The organism is Bacillus sp. REN3 (assembly GCF_017912555.1).
Lineage (GTDB): Bacteria > Bacillota > Bacilli > Bacillales > Cytobacillaceae > Mesobacillus.
The window spans coordinates 38,687-57,292 of the sequence record NZ_JAERSD010000015.1 but is presented as its reverse complement, the minus strand read 5'-3'; the positions used below and the strand labels follow the sequence as shown (position 1 = coordinate 57,292).

The 18,606-nt window shown below is 43.4% G+C and carries 11 protein-coding genes and 2 pseudogenes; 2 read left to right on the top strand and 11 right to left on the bottom strand.

Features of this window, described 5'->3' with window-relative positions; translation table 11 throughout:
- Positions 1–205: 205 nt before the first annotated feature.
- Positions 206–4,393 carry a S8 family serine peptidase gene (locus JJQ88_RS13930; protein ID WP_210366654.1) on the bottom strand — a complete coding sequence of 1,396 codons (4,188 nt, stop codon included), beginning with the start codon at positions 4,391–4,393 and terminating at the stop codon, positions 206–208.
- A gap of 341 nt (positions 4,394–4,734) precedes the next feature.
- Between JJQ88_RS13930 and JJQ88_RS13925 the strand changes: the two genes are divergently transcribed.
- Entirely contained in the window at positions 4,735–6,123 is a 1,389-nt protein-coding gene (locus tag JJQ88_RS13925; RefSeq protein WP_481748307.1) for a M28 family peptidase, read from the top strand.
- Between the two features lie 589 nt (positions 6,124–6,712).
- Positions 6,713–6,901, top strand: a complete 189-nt coding sequence (locus JJQ88_RS13920) for a PspC domain-containing protein (protein ID WP_210366652.1) — start codon at positions 6,713–6,715, stop codon at positions 6,899–6,901.
- Positions 6,902–7,348: 447 nt separating this feature from the next.
- On the opposite strand, the pseudogene JJQ88_RS13915 reads toward JJQ88_RS13920, so the two are convergent.
- From JJQ88_RS13915 to JJQ88_RS13875, 10 genes and pseudogenes are all read right to left on the bottom strand, one after another.
- Positions 7,349–7,872 (bottom strand): annotated as a pseudogene (locus JJQ88_RS13915) (cysteine hydrolase family protein).
- Between the two features lie 57 nt (positions 7,873–7,929).
- The gene (locus JJQ88_RS13910) at positions 7,930–9,732 is read right to left on the bottom strand and encodes a M3 family oligoendopeptidase (RefSeq protein WP_349237139.1); all 1,803 of its coding nucleotides are present in this window, start codon (positions 9,730–9,732) and stop codon (positions 7,930–7,932) included.
- Positions 9,733–9,902: 170 nt separating this feature from the next.
- Positions 9,903–10,387: pseudogene (locus JJQ88_RS13905) on the bottom strand (class I SAM-dependent methyltransferase); the annotation flags it as partial.
- A gap of 248 nt (positions 10,388–10,635) precedes the next feature.
- Complete coding sequence (locus tag JJQ88_RS21570) at positions 10,636–10,767, bottom strand: hypothetical protein (protein ID WP_282597704.1); 132 nt, start codon at positions 10,765–10,767, stop codon at positions 10,636–10,638.
- A gap of 399 nt (positions 10,768–11,166) precedes the next feature.
- Positions 11,167–12,342 (bottom strand): epoxide hydrolase family protein, encoded by a 1,176-nt coding sequence (locus tag JJQ88_RS13900; RefSeq protein WP_246861180.1) that lies wholly within the window; start codon positions 12,340–12,342, stop codon positions 11,167–11,169.
- Between the two features lie 137 nt (positions 12,343–12,479).
- Positions 12,480–12,917, bottom strand: coding sequence for a MarR family winged helix-turn-helix transcriptional regulator (locus JJQ88_RS13895; RefSeq protein ID WP_246861179.1), 438 nt, complete (start codon positions 12,915–12,917; stop codon positions 12,480–12,482).
- A 317-nt stretch (positions 12,918–13,234) separates the two neighbouring features.
- Positions 13,235–14,368 carry a M14 family zinc carboxypeptidase gene (locus JJQ88_RS13890; protein ID WP_210366650.1) on the bottom strand — a complete coding sequence of 378 codons (1,134 nt, stop codon included), beginning with the start codon at positions 14,366–14,368 and terminating at the stop codon, positions 13,235–13,237.
- 337 nt (positions 14,369–14,705) lie between these two features.
- Positions 14,706–15,203 carry a histidine phosphatase family protein gene (locus tag JJQ88_RS13885; protein WP_210366649.1) on the bottom strand — a complete coding sequence of 166 codons (498 nt, stop codon included), beginning with the start codon at positions 15,201–15,203 and terminating at the stop codon, positions 14,706–14,708.
- A gap of 129 nt (positions 15,204–15,332) precedes the next feature.
- Positions 15,333–16,367 (bottom strand): ribonucleotide-diphosphate reductase subunit beta, encoded by a 1,035-nt coding sequence (locus JJQ88_RS13880; RefSeq protein WP_210366648.1) that lies wholly within the window; start codon positions 16,365–16,367, stop codon positions 15,333–15,335.
- Positions 16,368–16,382: 15 nt separating this feature from the next.
- Positions 16,383–18,599: a ribonucleoside-diphosphate reductase subunit alpha gene (locus tag JJQ88_RS13875; protein ID WP_210366647.1), complete on the bottom strand. Its 2,217-nt coding sequence runs from the start codon at positions 18,597–18,599 to the stop codon at positions 16,383–16,385.
- Positions 18,600–18,606 lie beyond the last annotated feature (7 nt).

Below are 18,606 nucleotides of genomic sequence, written 5' to 3'. Positions count from 1 at the left end.
TAAATTACAGATTGGACCAACAAACCTACCTGCGGATCTTCCTCTGAAAAACATCTGTTTCTGTATCAAAGGCCAATCGGAAACCATTTTGTGCGACCTCAACGTGTATTTCCTCATTGGTACATTTGACTACTGACATAAATGTGTTGGTGTTGGCTTCATCCTCTAAAAAACAACCCTGGAAAATGATTGAGCCAAACCTTTTTCAATTCTTGGATATTATTTTTACCGCCTTACTTTCATACACGACTTTTAGCTGTTTCCAGGTTTCATTGCTAAATGTATCCTTAGACCAAACCGTAATGATGTTTTCTCCATCTTCTAATTTTACATTTATACTGAAGACACCATCTTTCACAACGGTTTCTTTTCCATTCACCCTGACAAAGGCTAAGTTCAAATCATCTGCTCGTCCTTGGACGGTAATGGATTTCTTATGTGTTACCTCTCCTTCTGCTGGTGATTCGATTATAATATCCGGGGCGATAGAGTCTGCCTCTACTGCGACCTCTGCCGTTGTTTCATTGCCTGCCAAATCTTTTGCTAAAACCTTGAGAATATTTTTTCCCTGATCTAATTCAAGTTGTGCTTCAAAGGAGCCATCTGCGACAGTTACTTCAGTACCATTGACGGAAACAGAATCCAGGTTCTTGTCCTCAACCTGTCCTTTCACGGTAAGCGCGGTCGTATTGAACCGTTCACCGTCAGCTGGTGACTCTATGGATATGACTGGTTTCTCCTGGTCAAGGATTGCAGTGACTGAATTGGATGGCCGGGTCAGGGACGGACCTTGAGCTACTTTGGCTGTTAAGACATTTTCCCCATTTGATAAAGTAACTTTTGCCGTGAAATGTCCATCATCCGAAGAAGTGACTACTGCGGTTTCAACTCCATTGTTATATAAGTAAACTTTGGTATTCGGCTGTGCCTCTCCCTCTATCGTTAATACTTTATCAGCTGTAAATATCTTTTCTTCTGGGGATGTAATTTCCGGAACTGCATGATCATAGGCCACAGTGGCCCGAATCATATAATTTCCGTCTGATTTTACGGTTTGTCTCCAGTTGCCATCGATATAGGAAAAGCTTCTGCCTGTCCATGTCCCATTGGTATCTTTATTTATAGCTGGTACGTAAGGGAATTTATTCTTTTGAATATAGGCAAGGTAAAAATCTCGGTTGACTATAATCTCCTCGCCGCTTAAATCGACATACGTCCAATCAGTATAGGAACGGATCGCTTCCGCTTTGATCGGGCCAGCTATTTTTTTGCCAGGAGATCCATTAGGGCCAGTGGCATCGAATACCTCTACCATGAATTCCGTTCCACCTGGATCCGGCCGGTTTCCACCATCGAATTTAAATAATCCGCCTGTTAATACTCCTCTACGTTCACCCTCGGCTAACGACATTTTAACCGCCCAGCCGTTCCCTACAGTATGAAAATAGTTAAGGGATTCCGCAGTACCATCGTCATAGGCAAGCGTTTCTGAATAGCCGAGGATGGGTCTCATCGAAAGATTTTGTACCTTCTTAGCATTTCCTTCAACTGTTATGGGGACATCACTTGGATAATGCATTGGATGAGATACCTTCAGCTTATAGCTGCCCTCAAAGGCTGCAAGGGTGAATTCACCCTCCTCATCAGTCACTGCCGGTTTGATATTAGCATCTTCTACTAAGTAGACTTTGGCACCTTCAATTGGTTCACCCGTAAGGTCATTTATCACTTTGCCTGTGATGTTCCCAAGCTGTTTTTCTTCAAGTGTGAAATCCGCTGCCGTTTCTTGCTTATTCGCGACTTGAATGGTCCGAGTTTGCGGATGGTAACCATATGATTCGGCGACAACTCTATATTCTCCAGCAGGGTGGGTAAGTGTATATCTTCCATTCTGTGGATTGGTAACTGTTGAACGCCCTGTTTCCATAACACTCACCTGCGCTTCCAATGGCAACAATGTTGGAGGGTTCTCTGTTTCTTCCTTTATGGTCTTAATCTCTACTGGTGTTTTATCAGTCGCTGTCAGGCTGTTGCTGCCATCTTGATTGGATGTAGATGATAGTGCCATATCATCAATATACCAGCCTGGCCGATTGGCACTGAAGTCAGAGTAAGTATAAAAGGCAATGTAAATCCCCTTGCCAGTATATTCGGATAAATCCACCTCCGCGTTCACCCAGCCATTGGAGTCGCCCTTCACCATGGCCAACTGGGTCCAATCTTGTCCGTTAGGGGACACGATGACATAACCATAATCATAGGGGGTCCCAGTGGAGGATGATACTTCAAAGCTATGCCATTGCTTGAACTGCAGGAAGGTTTTATCCCCTGTTACAAATAAAGCTGGCATGACAAGCATTTCTCTCATCCCATTGGTATAGTTGCCTTCCAGATTAGTAGCATAGACTTTTTCACCGGATGCTGCACTGTTTGGACCAGAGGTTGGGATTCCCCATTCCCAGTTCGTTGCGGATGTTTCCCCGACAACAGTCCATCCAGCAGGCTCTGTCTCGAAGTCTTCAAAATAGCCAGTCGTTAAGCCTTTCTTTACTGTTACCGGATACTCATCGGTGCTCACTTTATTTCCGGCAAAATCGGTAATGATCCATTGATAGGCTAAAGTTCCGCTGTCTGTTACACCTGCAGGAATCATTGCAGAATATTCCCCTGATAAATGATTTCCTGAGGTTCTTTCTGAGCCGATTGTATTCCATTCGCTGTCATTCACTTTATATTTTAATTCAACAGAGTCGACACTTATATTATCGCTGACAACTATCGATAAATCGATCTGTACCCCCTGATCAGCTTCTGTAATAGGCGTATGTTCATATTTCGGATTTTCTGTATCTTCTCCCTGTATCGTTACATTCCCTTTGATCGTTCCCATACCGACCGTAACGGAAAGAACTGCATCATACACATTCAACAGACCATGGCCATATCCATTATTCGGTGATTTTGGAAAGGCTGTATCCGTCAATGGATTCGCTGTCTCAGTTAAGACTTGCTCGATTTCATCTACGGTTATATTGGCATTGGCTTGCCTTAGCAAAGCAGCGGCTGCAGAAACATGGGGTGTCGCCATGGATGTCCCATTCCATCCGCCCTCATAGCCGCCGCCAGGAACCGAAGAACGAATCTTCACCCCTGGAGCTGTCACTTCCGGCTTGATTTCACCATAAGGCGAAGGGCCAAGTAATGAGAAATCTCCTAAGAGATTTTCGTTATTGGTTGCCCCAACTGCAAAGGATTCCGGATAGTTAGCTGGACTGGCAATAGTACCTGGCCCGTTCGGATTCAAGAGCGAGGCATTTCCTGCTGCGAAAACCGGAAAAATATCATACGCTCGCCATGTCTGAACCACCTCTAAAAACCACTCATTCATTCCTGATCCGCCGCTCCATGAATTGTTGACGACATCTGGTGCCATGTCCACTCGTCCACCAGGAGCAAGGATCCACTCTGCAGCTTGTAAAATATTTGAATCAACCCCTCTGCCTGCTGAATCAAATGCTTTAGCCGCAATCCACTTTGCTCCCGGAGCAACACCGATTCGATTCTTCCCATCCTGTTGGCTGCCGACCATTGTACCTGTCACATGGGTTCCATGGCCATTGTCATCGTACCCTTCTGCTTTTCCATTCACTGCGTCAAAGAAGCTATACTGATGATCGACTGTACTTTCGGTTTTGTTGTAACCTCTATACTTTTCTTTCAGGGCCGGGTGATCCCACTGAACACCAGAGTCGATGGCTGCCACCACAGTACCGGTCCCATCAATCCCCATTTCCCATGCATCCGGAGCACCTACCTGATTAACGTTCCATTCAATATTTGCGTCTGTATTATTTTGATTCATTTCCGTTTTCGGATTCAATTGATGCACTTCATCCAAATAGATTTTGTTAACTTCTTCGAGCGAAGCGATTTTATCCAAAGATTCTTTTGTTCCTGTAAAAGAAACTGCATTAATGATGTAATAAGATTTGAACCTTTTAACTTTGCCTTTTTGTTTTTCCTGGCCTAAAACATCAAGTAGCTTACCCTGTGTCCGATGAGCATTAGCTTTTAATTCAGTTAAAACGGCTGACCGGACGTTATGCTTTTTTTCTTGGGGAGGTAACTTTTTTGTGTTTGCCTGTTTCTTTGCTTGCATAGTGACTTTTGCGGCATCAATTTGTTCTTTTAGTATCACGATCAGCGATACCTCTTCAGAGTCCCCTAGTTTTTGATAGACCTTACCATCAATTTTTTGTACAGCTGAAGTCGATACACTTTTCTCTGGGTTTTTTCCCGTTGAGGCTGCCAAAGCAATGGGGAATAAAAATGTGCTGATCACTAACATAATAGCTGACCACAAAAACACTAGAGATTTAGCCCTGCGTTTCAAAAAATTACCCCCTTAGTTAACTTTTAATAAATTCAGTAACTATTAAATTTATTAATAGATTACCTGAATTGGAATAAGAATGTTGTCGAAACGTTGGTAAATAAGTGGGTTGTTTGGACCATTTTTCCTTACGTGCATTAAATTCCCATACATTTTTAGCACCTTTCCTTTGGTATGAACCTTCTATACATATGGTAAATTGGTCCTTGTTATCAAATGAAATATTTAGAAAATTAGTAATTTTTGAACTTGTTTCTTCTCTTACTTGGAATCTATGATATGGATGTAGGAATCTGAATTTTACAAGATTCCTAATAAAGTAAGTAATGGGAGGGAAAGTCATGGTTTTTCGGAGAAAAGGGTTAAAAGTAGCGGCTTCGCTTCTAGCATTATCGATGGCATTCGGACCGGTAGGATTTGCTGCGACTGACATCAGCAGCAACAAATCGGAGTATTCACAGGACCAGAAAGTAGTTGCCAGAGTAGATGCAGCTCGGGCAATCGAGCATGTCCGCTACTTATCAGAAGAAATTGGTCCACGTCCTGGCGGGCTGGAAGCGGAAAAGGAGTCAGCTGAGTACATTGCCAATGTTCTGAAGGGCTATGGTTATGAAGTGGAATTTCAATACTTCCCGGTAGCTGACCAGTACATAGCGGACGTTGCCTTTGCAGACGGTACTTCATGGCAAATGGCTGCAGCGCCAAAAGGGAAGATCAGCAAGGAAGCTGTCAGCGGGGAAGTTATTTTTGTAGACGGTGGAGCCAATCTCGCTGATTTCCCGGCTGATACGGCAGGAAAGATTGTGGTTATGCCGAGGGAATCCTCACTTGCCGGCTATCGTACTCAAGTTGATAATGCCGTTAAAGCCGGTGCTTCAGGTGTAATCCTCCAAAGTCTTGTCGGAAGCCGTGGAAATTACGGGCAGACATTCAACCCGAATTTAGCGGAGCCAGTTGAAATTCCAGTCTTTGGATCAGCTTTCATCCAGGGGGAATGGCTGAAAGAGCAAATGGCAGAGGGACCGGTAAAAATCAGCCTGACAGCAGAGCACTTCTCCAATCTTAAGTCGGTGAATGTCATCGCTACAAAGGCTCCAAAAGAGAAAAACAAAGATACAAAACAAGTCATTCTGGGCGCACACCATGACAGCGTCGTCGGTGCCCCTGGTGCAAACGACAATGCATCAGGCGTAGGTTTGATGCTTGAACTTGCACGTGTATATAAGGGTTACAATACGGATAAAGAAATGAAATTCATTGCCTTTGGTTCCGAAGAGCGCGGCCTGCTCGGCGCAAGATATTATGTAGACCAACTATCCCAGGAACAGCGTGAAAAGATCGAAGCTGTCTTCGTTCCGGATATGGTTGCCACAAACTACGCACCTGCGAAGAATCTGTATGCGATGACTCCAAATGGCTCGACGAACATTGTCACTGATTCCACAATGGCGGCCGGAGCGCGACTTGGAAATTCTGATATCCTGCCAGGTACATTTGGTTCAAGTGACCATGTTCCATTCCATAATGCCGGCATTCCAGCTGCCCTATTCATCTGGATGGGCATCGACAGCTGGGATCCGCTTGTCTACCATATCGAGAAAGTCTACCATACACCGCAGGACACAATCGAAGACAACATCTCACCTGAAAGAATGAAGTCCGCACTCGATGTCATCGGTGCAGGATTATTCGACGTCGTCAGGAAAGACGTGCCTGCTTCGAATCAATAAATATTTTGTGGGGAGGAACGCCATGCTGTTGCGTGGCGTTTTCTTTGTACTTTAGGAGGTGAATCCAAAGAAGTTTAATTCACTCAGCACGATTCTGAAAAACATTCCTTCTATGACATCGGCGACTCCCCTTTTATAATGCTTTCCTTGAAATCATAGATAATTAATTCACGATGGTTTTTATTTTTCCTTGATGAGACTTTCTTTCTTCTTCCACAAAAGAAGCTAGAGGATTACAAATGAGAAAAAGGTTAAGAAAGTTGAAGCTTTAGTTGAAATTAATGCTAATATTGATATAAAAAGTAGTAATGATTGCACTGCATTGATTATCCTTTGTTGTTATCATCATAACGATATAGTTTAAATCCTGATTAAAAGCTGATCAAACGTTTATATGGCAGACAATGAAGGAAAAACTGAGTTGGCTTAAGCGAAAGAGCATGATATCAAGGGAATTTATAGTCTTATAAGGAATTGAACAAAGGGTTGCAGATGTGGTCCTGGAACTTATTCTAGCGGAGCATTAATGTTTAAATAGAGTACTGTTTATATTTAGGGAAAAATTCATTCAAGTTAGAGGGTATTTAAATTGAAAAATAAGTTAAAAAAGTCTTCAACAGATCGGTCTATAAGTGGGGTTTGTGGAGGTATTGCTGAGTATTTCGGTATTTCTTCTTTGGCGGTAAGACTAATATTTATTTTATTACCTGGCGCTAATATACTAATATATTTAATTCTTGCTAATACGATGGCAGATAGTCCACCCTCATTATATTGAGCGGGGTGCTTTAGTTCAATTGCGCAAAAAATACTACAAAAAAAAACGCTCTGAGCGTTTTTACTTTTATTTATATTGGCAATTGGCTGTTGAAATAAAAGTTAATTAGGCTGTTATTTGTTATTAGAATTATTCTCCTAATAAACCTAACAAGTTATAGGCTGCTCCCTGCGCTGTTTGTGAATATATGTGTTGCTTAAAGTAGACAATCTTAAGAAACATATTGTAATTGACTTAAAAACAATGTACAAATCGGGTCATGCTTTGCTGGTGGATTTTCTCCCTCTTTTCACCATAAAACCTTCCCAATCCGACTTTCACCCAACTTCTCTGTTGGCCTGAATCCACCTGTTTAAAAGATTGTGGCTTTCTTGAACAATGCTTCTTTGATTTGAGTTACATCATCCAATAATATTCCTCCGCGGAATCACCTTGCTTTTGTAGTCTTTAAGCTAAGAAAGAAATTTCTTTACACGGATAAACATCCGCAAACCAACGCAACACCCCATTGTGATGATTGATAATTTGTTGGGCAGTAATATCCTGTGAATTCCAGGTGCTGTGTGCATCTGACGCAAGAGTAACTATATATTCCATACTAAAAGCTCTTCTGCAAGTGGTGTCAACGCATACTTCTGTTTGATTTCCCGCTATAACTAAATGCTTCACTCCTTGTTCTTTCAGTTCAGCCTCTAAGACGTTTTATAAAAAGAATCGGGAGTAGTCTTTTGTATAAACACGTCTTGACTGTTTGGAGTAATGTCAGGGTGTATCTCCCATCCCTTTGTACCATACTCTAGAGGATTACCAGGCGATGCATTATGCTGAATATAAAAAATCGGAACCTCTGAGTAGCGTGCTTTTACGATCAACTCATGTAAATTTTGCAGCAACTCTTTCCCTTTGTATACAATATCTCCCTCCTGGAACATTCCATTTTGGACATCTATAATAAGCAATGCTTTTTTCATTTTTCGACCTCACAATGGTATTCATTATATTAAAAGGCAACAATCACATAATTCAATCTATAAATATTTTGAAGCCAGGCAATTAAAATCCTCCACATCCCTTATGCAAAGTTTGATGCCTTCTTCCCAAAATTCTTCAGAGGTAATATCTTTACCTAAATGCCTTTTTACCAGATCTTCTATCGACATAGTCCCGGAATCACGGAGCAAATTCATATATACCTTTTCATACCCAAGACCATGTTTCTTTGCTTCTTCATAAATGCTTAAAGAAAATAAATATCCGAATGTATACTGGAAGTTATAGAATGGTGAGCCTGTAATATAAAAATGCGGTGTCCACACCCATGAATACGCTGATGCACTATGAAAAGCTCTGGCATAAGCCTCATCTATTGCCTCTTTCATTATTTGAGTTAAGCGAATAGATGGAATAAATCCTTCCTTCCGTTCCTCATAAAATCTTTTCTCAAATAAAAATCTTGAATGGATGTTCATGAAATTCATTACACTCCGCTTTAACCGTTCGTCTAACAAGAATAATTTCTCTTCATCTGACTTGGCTCCTTCAAGCGCAGCATCCAAAATAACCATCTCAAAAAATATAGAAGCAGTTTCAGCAATGCTTAGAGGATAAAATGTGTTCAGGGGATTCAGCTTCTGGAGTGCATGGTTATGAAAAGCATGGCCTAGTTCATGTGCCAACGTTAGGACGTCGGTAATTCTTTCACCATAGTTCAAACATATTCTGGATTCTCCAGAGAGCGGGAATCTTGCACAGAAAGCCGCTGCTGATTTATTCGGTGTGTCTGCCGAGTCTACCCAATCTTGATGAATAGCTTGACGCGCAAAATCTTCTAGTTCAGTTCCAAATTGGCTTAAATGCTCCAGAATAAAATCCACTGCCTTATCATACGGAATCTTCTTCGAGGTTTTCAGGACTGGTGCCCAGAAGTCATAGGAATGCATTTCTTTATTGCCCATCAATTTCGCCTTAATATTTAGATACGTGACAAATGGTTGTTTAAATTTTTCAACCACAGACCACATCCTGTGCAAGCTTTCCTCGTTCATTCGGTTTTTTCTCAAAGGATCGTCCAATATGTTGGTGATTCCCCGCTTCTTGTATATTTGCAATCGATATCCAGCAGTATGGTTTAGGATTTTCGCAAAAACATCCTGGTTTTTATTCCATTCTTTTTCAAGTGCGGCATGAGAGGCTTGACGGATTCTGGGATCGGAATGGGAACGTAAATTAAATGCCTGGCCAAAGGACAGTTCTTTCGTTTCCCCATCAATTTCAATATGTACTCTAAGACTATTGATAAAGGAACAATAGAGGCTGCCCCAAGCATGGTATCCATCAGCCATCAAATCAGATATGATATCTTCTTCTTTTTCCGATAGATAATATTTACCCTGTTCCCGCCATTCTTTCAATATGAATTCAAACTGCATTAATTCTTTACTAGTCAGCAAATGTCCCCATCTATCGTCGTTAATATCAGCAAGCATTTTATGAATCCTCTTCATAATGGATTCAAAACGGGAAACGAACTTAGATAGATTCCCCTGCAATGCAGAAGCATTAGAGGCCTTTGGATTGATTGCAAGAAGACAAGAAATAAATGAACTAGCTTCTGAAAGGTTGGCCCTAATTTTAGTGGCTTCATCAAGCATCCTTTTGATGTTTGCAATATCCAATGTAATTAGTGCTAAAGACATCTTTTTGATTTCATCTTCAAATTTATGTATCATTATTTCTACCATTTCCAGAAGTAATCTAAATTGCTTCGAATCACTGCCGCCTGAATACAATCTTTCAAGATCCCACTTAACCCTATATTTATTATTATCCACTGATATCTCCTTTAATAAGAACATATATCCAGATTATACTGGTTTTAGAATACTATGTAAGACGAAACCTTATAGCCTCACTATAGATTATCCTAATGTTTGTTCTAAGTACATTTCCTAAAGCAAAGTTATATAGCTTATTCGGTACAAAGACTTAAACTATTTCCTCTCGTTCTCCTTAAAAAACCGTTTTTCTTTAGTGCCTTTTTCACTAAATTTTTATAGCTCATTCTACGGTGAGGTGCAATATGATGAAAGCATCCAGAGTCATATACGATATCATAGCTGTTCTCTTAGATATTTAAGTCAAAAATATTTCCTTAATGAAATTTATAGATAAATCCCTATCATTTGCCCGTTCTTTTCTCCATTCTAAAGCTTCTTCTGATAGATCAACCGCATCAACTCTACAGCCATTTTCCGTAAAATAAATAGCGTTTCTTCCTGGACCACATCCTAATTCAAGAACCTTACCTGATTTAAATATATTTTTCTCGAAATACTCAACTAAATTTTCATCAGGCTGATTAACGAAAAAAGGGATTTCCCTTTTTCGATCAGAATAGAAATTATTCCAATTAAAGTGAGCTTGTTCCTTTAATAATTGATCCAACATTTGCAGCAAATCACCATAATTATGAATGCTTTCCTTCAAAAAATAATCCCCTTCCATCCCATTTAATTTTACCATTTCATTATACCAATAATTTCCTATATAAGTGTTAACACAATTCTAAATTTAGACATTTTCAATCTCGAAACTTTCCTTATATCATAGAAAAAATACTTTTCATACTTCAATAAACCGTATCATTTTTTGCTTGTATCCATCTTGAAGGGGATACCATCGGCCTTCTGGCAAAAAACTGGAACCATAAGTGGATCCAGTCTATATTTCTCCCTTTATAAATACTTGCCTGTATGTGAATCAGTATTCTTTGCAATCGAATCCGGCGTTCTTTCGGCAATGACTTGACCGCCTGCCTCTCCGCCTTCGAAGCTTAAATCGATAATCCAGTCAGCCGCTCTGATCATTTTTCTGCTGTGCTCCACCATCATCACGGTATTACCAGCGTCCACGAGTACATTCAACAATTTTAATATTCAGTTGACGCATCCGCATGCAATCCGGTTGTTGGTTCATCCAATAGCGAGCTCGTGCTTCCCTTGTTTTAACAGTTCCTTTGCGAGTTAAAAAGAAATTAAAACCATTTAGACAGTTTTATTTTAAACTGCCTGCAATCTTTATTAGCAAGGATTGGCGGCTTTTCTGGAACAGCCCTCTCTGGATTTTCAAAAAAGCCCATTCTCTCAGCAATAGATTGAGGAAGTGGGCTAATTAGGAACGTTGCTTGCGAGTGTATATAATCCAGTCGAATAAAGGACCATTGCGGGCTGCGGCAGCTACCATTTGAAATACATAATGAATGTTTTTTAGCGGAATCGGCGGAAAAACGCTCGTAAATCTTCCGTTAATAAGTCAGGCACTTCCATTGCTGCGAAGTGTCCACCTAGTTCAAACTCTGTCCAGTGCACGATATCGTACTCCTTCTCAGCGAGACTACGTACAGGTAAAACCAAATCGTGTGGAAGAACTGCCACCCCCATTGGTACTGGGCAATGCATAAGGCGTCCCTTCAAATTGGCACTCTCATAATAAAGTCGAGCTGATGATCCAGCTGTGCCTGTGATCCAATACAGCATTACGTTAGTAAGTAGACGATCGATGCCAACAGGTGTTGCCGGATCAGCCCATTCCATGAACTTCTCTGCGATCCAGGCAAGTTGCCCGGCTGGTGAGTCAGTAAGTGCATAGGAGAGTGTTTGCGGCCTCGTTGACTGAAGCACCATATAACCAGCAGGAGATGCTAAGTAACGCTTCATCTGTACGATTCTGTCTTTATCTTCTGTAGACAGATTACTTAGTTTATCGTCTGGTACATTAGGCATGAAAAAGTAGTTCAGATGTACACCGCAAACGTGCTCGGGAGCAATCGCACCTAAGGTACGGGAAATGGCAGCTCCAAAATCGCCACCTTGTGCTCCATACTTTTCATAGCTTAACCGCCTCATCAACTCTACCCAGGCATGGGCGATTCTGTTTACGTTCCACCCCGGCTCATGTGTAGGACCGGAAAAGCCGAAGCCAGGAATCGATGGAATCACCACGTTAAAAGCGTTGCAGGGATCTGCGCCATAAGACCGGGGGTCGGTTAATGGACCGATGATATCCAGAAATTCTACGACAGAACCTGGCCAGCCATGTGTAAGAATAAGCGGAAACGCATCTTTCTCAGGCGACCAGACATGCAAGAAGTGGATGTTTGTGCCGTCAATCGTTGTGGTGAATTGAGGAAACTCATTCAGGCGAGCCTCCTGCTTGCGCCAGTCATATGAAGTAAACCAGTACTCCACTAACTCCTTCAATTGACCAAGCGGAATACCATAGCTTGCACCTGCTCCTGGCAGCTCGTCGGGCCAGCGAGTTTGCGTAAGGCGAGCTTGCAAATCATCTAGGTCACTTTGGCGGATTGCGATGCGAAAGGGGCGGATCGAAGTGTCACTGTCACTCATGTTGGTACCTATAAGTTCTTGTTTTGACGTATTCATTTTTTTCGGCTCCTTCGATATTGGTTGACTTATCAACTTAATCGGAAGTATACCTCCTTTTAGTTGATTAGTCAACTATTTATCCGCCTGTTTTTAACAACAAAATTCGACCCCATTTCAGTAAGTACCCGAATGGATCATTCATTCCCCATTATTTCATCCAGCGCATTCATAGTCATCTTCTTGATCTTTTTGGCTAAGTCATCCGCTTCTGCTTCCGTGAAGCCGTATGAAATCGTTTGGGTCCAATAATTGAGTTTGGTTTTAATGAAATCGCGCATCTCTAATCCCTTATCTGTCAATGTGACCAAATACGCTCTGCTATCATTTGGATCTCGGGTCCTTTTTACATAACCAAGCTTTTCAAGCCGTCCTATTGCGCGCGCTGTAGCAGCTTTGTTAATAAATAGATTGGCGGACAGCTGCTCCTGGGAAATGCCATCTTTAACATACAGATTAACCAAAAAGATGTATTCAGATGAGTTAATATCGTAATCCTTCAACTCTCTGTTCAGGTAAATTTGAAATTGGCGATGCAGCACTGAAATCCATCTGGCGACGCTTTCTTTTTCCATAAGTATGCTCCTATTCATATAGTATACTAGTCAACCATATGAAAGAATATACCATCCATTAAGTTGAATATCAAATTAAGCTGGAATGATAGTCGGAAAATCAGCTCGAATCTCTAAGTTTTTTTTGTCAGTTTCATCACTATTCCCAATAATGAACCACAAAGAAGCACAAGGTGTGATATGCTCCCCTCCAGAAAAGATTAAACGGCTTTAGCCCCCTAGAATACAGGACAAAAGCCGCTTAGATTGTTTTTATTATATCCACTGCCTACTTGACGGGGAGCAGTTCAGTGCGCCCATGAGATTCTCTCGAAATATTAATATCCACTATTCAATCCGACTGGTACTGTCCCTGCGTAATCAGTCAAATACCCTGCAAGAGGATAATACGGGATATTATACCAGTCATTAGGGTTCACCTTTTCCACGTCACCGGTTACATACCCGTATACCAGCGACTTCAGTGCGAGGTAATTCTGCTTTGTCAGGTAACCGTTTGATTTCTGGCCAAGGCTTCCATCGGAAGAATTCCCTTTTGTTTCAAAGAATACCGCCGGATGGCTATGCCTTTCAGGATTGTGGTTGTTGTAATTCAGCCCCATCATCATCGCTGAAACAACCCCGCCCCTGATATCGATATCATAGCCAATTCCTTTTTCTCGATCAACACCGACCTGGTAACGGTCTATATGTGTATAGCCGTAATCTTTCAACTCATCATAGACGTATGCCATCATCTGCTTGGTAATCTCATTATAACCGGTACCAGGCAGTGTCGGGCCATCTGGAGCAAGTGAGATTCCAAGGGAAAAAGAAGTGGATTCGTTCGTTCCATAGACTTGCTTCAGTCCCTGATGGTGGAGGTCGATGGCGAAATCCGGGTTCACGTCTGCCCAGTAGGCATAGACCACTTCTGACTCAACAGCTTGAAAACCTTCGGCTGTCCAATCGCGGTTCAAGTCAATCAATTTTCCGCTTTCAGCCAGTTTGGTATGGCGGATGTTCATCTCCGCGCCATCCGGGTTGTACATTGGGATGAAATAGAGTGTCGCCTTTTCAAGAACCCTCTCGACGTCATTCTCTCCGCTGTTCGCATAGGTCTTTAGCAGCTGGAGCGCAGCTTCGGTAACCAGTTTCTCATTTCCGTGGATTTGAGCCTGAATCCAGATCTTTTTTGGGCCTGTCCCAACTTTTGCGACATAAATGCTTCTGCCCTGTTCCGACTTACCATACTGATCAAGGGTAGATACTTCCACCTTTCCTTTGCTCGTTCTCTCGATGTCTGCAAGGATTTTGGCAACTTCTTTGTAAGTGAGCGTACTATTAATGTTTGTATTGCCGTTCGTGGAGGGTCCTCCAGGCTGTAGTGCTGCAGATGCCGGCGAGCTGAATGCAATCAACAAGATCAACGCTGCAGTTCCAATTTTCATTAATCTCTTACCCAATTTCATTTATGTAGCCCCTTTCGTCAAGGATGTCGCCCCTATACTATGTTCCCCTCCTTTTTTACCTTTTGGGACGCTAAATAAATGATAATTTAAGTTACTGGCATATTGAATGTGAAAAAAGTATGAATATTTCGACAATAAAAAGCGATGTATGAAAAATGTATATAAAAGCCTGTATTCACTTAAAAGATACTGAATGCAATATATTGAGAGACGTCTCCCTGTACAATTTTGAAAAAAGAGGTTACGTATTATGGTTTTCGACCGCTTGGAAGGCTTCTTTCTAACAAATAAAAGCAAAGGAGCGGATTTTTGTAGCAAGTAATGCTGTCCCCATATTTCAGAATGGAACTGGATGGTCCCCAAATAGTAAGAGTTGTGGGATTTGTGTGAGTTGTTTGGTTATGGGGTCAATTTCCCAGAGCATGTCATATCTGCTTGATGGCCATTTGTCTGGCACCCTCCTGGCTCCAAGCTCTTTTGCGAAGGCTGGGATGGTGGAATGTGACCAGCAGACTAATACGATTTGGTTCGTAAATAGATGGGAAGAAAGGATTTCTGCGGCTGCTTGCTTGTATTGAAATTTTAAATAGATGGTGTTTATGGCGATGGCAGGGTTGATAAAAACCATCTGGCTGATCAATGGAGCGACGGTCTGGACTTTCCGCACACTGCTGTCCCCTAGTCCTGACCCTGCTGCGTAAATGCCTTTCATAGCAGGATATCTCTGAATTAGGCATGAGGATAAAAGGTTTGCCCTGAGGAATCCCTTTGGTGTCAATCCATCGCCATCCGCCTTTTCGCCATGCCGGAACAACACAATTTTTGAAGGAGCCATCCAAGTCCCTCCTTACTAATTCATCATATTAAAATTGTATAAAAACCAGGAGGAAATATGCATCTCATGTTAAAGCAAAGGGACGGTTCTCTTGCTTCATTCTGAAGCAAGAGAACCGTCCCCGTGTTTTCACAGCTCATCAAACCCATTGACATCGGATGTCTTCGTGTACTGCCTTGATTTTTGCTCGAAGAAGTCGGTCTTTCCTAGGTCGACTTCCTGGTAGGCGATGATCCAGCGCAATGGGTTGGTTCGGTATCCCTCGTATGGTGCCTGGAAGCCCAGCTGCTCGGCTCTTTTGTTGGCCATGAACTTGATGTAAGCCTCGAGTTCGGGCATGATCAGGCCGTCGATTTGGTTGCCAATGATATGCCTGGCCCAGTCGATTTCGAGCTCGGCCGCTTTTTTGAAGGTGGCGGTGCCAAATGCCTTCAACTCTGCTGTATCATATTCCGGATGTTCCCGCAAAACCTCTTTGAAGATTTTTTCGAACAAGCCGACATGCAGCTGCTCATCGCGGTTGATGTAGTTGATCATCGTACTGGTGGCGACCATTTTCTGGTTGCGGGCCAGGTTGTAAAAAAACGCGAATCCTGAATAGAAGAACAGGCCTTCGAGTATGACATCGTAAACAATCGAGTGCAAAAGGTTTTCGACTGTCGGATTTTCAGCGAAACCAATATAGCCGTTGGTGATGAAATCATTGCGCTCCCGGAGGATCGGCTCGGTCCGCCAGTAATCGAACACCTCGTCCTGCTTCGCTTTCGGCACGATGCTTGAGAGCACATAGCTGTAGGAATGGTTGTGGACCACCTCCTGCTGGGCGAGGATGATCATCAGCGCATTCAGGCTGGAATCGGTCAGATAGTCCGCCACTTTCCCTGCGTAGTCTGTCTGGACGCTGTCCAGCAATGCCAGGAGGCCGATGATTTTCAAGAACGCGTCCTTTTCATGCTCTGAAAGGTCCGGGAACTGCTTGATGTCCCTTGACATGTTGATTTCAAACGGCGTCCAGAAGTTCGCCAGCATTCTCTTATATTTTGGATAGGCCCACTGGAAGCGGACATCATCCCAATTCAGGATATTCGAACTGCGGCCGTTCAGGATGCCAGTCGATGCGTTCGGCGCCCCGGCATCAATCAGTTTCCGTTTTGTGATTTCCATTCTGCCTCCCCCTTCCTAGCTATGGCAGCTGTCGCATTCTTCGATGGCGCTGCCGGATGTGGACCGGATATAGTAAGTTGTCTTCAGCCCGGATTCCCAGGCGTCCATATGCAAATCGAGCAGCGTTTTCGCCTTGATATCGTTCTTTACATAAAAATTGAAGGAAATCGATTGATCGACATGCCGCTGGCGCCTGGCGTTCTGTTTGATGCTCCAGTGCTGGTCGATCTGATAAGCTGATTTGTAATACCAGGTCGTCTGGGCTGACAGGTCGGGTGCAGTGACCGGGATTTTGTAATCCTTTTTCTCTTCAGAATATTCAAGCCTGAAGATCGGGTCGATGCTTGCTGTCGAACCTGCGAGGATCGAGGTCGATGAGTTCGGCGCCACCGCCAATAAATAACCGTTGCGGATGCCCGTTTGCTTTACTTTGCGGCTCAGTTCCTGCCATCTATAACTCGTATAGCCTCTTTTCTCAAAATAACGGCCAGTCGCCCAGTCAGAGCCTTCGAAATAAGAGTAGCTCCCCTTCTCTTCCGCCAGCTCCTGGCTTGCCTTGATTGTCAGGTAGGCGATTTCCTCATACAAAGCATCACAGTAAGATAAAGCTTCCTCGCTTTCCCATTTGATGCTCTTCAGCGCCAGCAAATGGTGCCAGCCGAACGTGCCAAGGCCGATGCCGCGGTAGTTTTTGTTCGTGAGCTGCGCCTGCAGGACGGGAATCTCGTTGATGTCAATGACGTTGTCGAGCATCCTGACCTGGATCGGGATCAGCCTCTCCAATACTTCATCACAAACGCTTTTCGCCAGGGAGATCGAAGACAGGTTGCAAACGACAAAATCGCCTGGCTTTTTGTAAACGACGATTTTGCCGTCTTCCACCCTTTCCTCTTCCATCACGGTCGGGCTCATGTTCTGGGCAATCTCCGTGCAAAGGTTGCTGCAATAGATCATTCCTTTGTGGCTGTTCGCATTCATCCTGTTGACCGTGTCACGGTAAAACATGTATGGTGTTCCCGTCTCAAGCTGCGAAACCATGATCGATTTGAATATTTCAATGGCTGGAACAACCTCATGGGATAGTCCTGGATGGTTCACACATTCCCAGTATTTTTCCCGGAACGAGCCAGCGCCCTTCTCTTCGTCGTAAAAATCTTCGAGTGAATAGCCCATCACCCGCCTTACTTCATGCGGGTCGAACAAATACCAGTCTCCCCTCTTTCCTACCTGCTCCATGAACAGGTCCGGGATACAGACACCGGTGAAAAGATCATGCGTCCGCTGGCGCTCGTCCCCGTTATTCAGTTTCGAATCAAGGAACGGGAAGATATCCTTGTGCCAGCAATCCAGGTAAACGGCGACCGCTCCCTGCCTCTGGCCCAATTGGTCGACGGAAACCGCAGTGTTATTCAGCTGTTTCATCCACGGGATGACCCCGGAGCTGCAGCCCTTGAATCCTTTGATGTCGCTGCCGCGGCTCCTGATTTTCCCGAGGTAGACACCGATCCCGCCGCCGTTCTTGCTTAATGTCGCGATATCGGTATTCGAGTCATAAATACCCCTTAAGTCATCCTCGACCGTATCGATGAAGCAGCTCGACAGCTGGCCAGAGCTTTTTCCCGCATTGGAGAGGGTCGGGGTTGCAACGGTCATGTAAAGATTGGAAAGCGCCCAGTACGCTTCTTCAACCAAATCAAGCCGTATTTCTTTCCGCTCATCCGCCATCAGGGTCATCGCGATGATCATGAACCGCTCCTGTGGCAGTTCAAGGAAATCTCCATGATGGGACTTAGCCAGGTACCGTTCAGCCATCGTGACAAGGCCTATGTAGGTGAATAGCCTGTCCTTCTCCGGATTGATGACGATTTCCAGATAGTCGATCTCATCCTTGCTGTAGGATTGCAAAAGTCTTTCATCATAGATTCCCATCCCTGTCAGCATCGTGATCAAGTCATGGAAGGATTCATACTCGGCATGGTTGTTCCTTGCCGTGCGGCTGAGCCGGTAGAGCCTTTTCAGGTAAAAGTGTGCCGCTACCTTCGTCCAGTCTGGTTCAAGGCTGCTGATCCTTTCGACTGCCGTCAGGATCAGCAGGTTTTCAAGCTGCCCAGTGGACATCTCTTTTACCTTCAGCGCGGCGCTGATTTTTTCCTTGTAGTCTGTAAAGTCGAGCTCTGGATGCAGGTTTTCCGTTTCAGTTACCAACTCGTCCAATTTCGTCTCGACGACCATCCCTTTC

Coding starts and splice junctions, on each gene's coding strand:
- JJQ88_RS13895 (WP_246861179.1), bottom strand. CDS start 12,917: ATGGAAAAAGAAAGCGTCGCCAGATGGATTTCAGTGCTGCATCGCCAA.
- JJQ88_RS13900 (WP_246861180.1), bottom strand. CDS start 12,342: ATGAATACGTCAAAACAAGAACTTATAGGTACCAACATGAGTGACAGT.
- JJQ88_RS13925 (WP_481748307.1), top strand. CDS start 4,735: ATGGTTTTTCGGAGAAAAGGGTTAAAAGTAGCGGCTTCGCTTCTAGCA.
- JJQ88_RS13885 (WP_210366649.1), bottom strand. CDS start 15,203: ATGGCTCCTTCAAAAATTGTGTTGTTCCGGCATGGCGAAAAGGCGGAT.
- JJQ88_RS21570 (WP_282597704.1), bottom strand. CDS start 10,767: ATGATCAGAGCGGCTGACTGGATTATCGATTTAAGCTTCGAAGGCGGA.
- JJQ88_RS13875 (WP_210366647.1), bottom strand. CDS start 18,599: ATGGTCGTCGAGACGAAATTGGACGAGTTGGTAACTGAAACGGAAAAC.
- JJQ88_RS13880 (WP_210366648.1), bottom strand. CDS start 16,367: ATGGAAATCACAAAACGGAAACTGATTGATGCCGGGGCGCCGAACGCA.
- JJQ88_RS13890 (WP_210366650.1), bottom strand. CDS start 14,368: ATGAAATTGGGTAAGAGATTAATGAAAATTGGAACTGCAGCGTTGATC.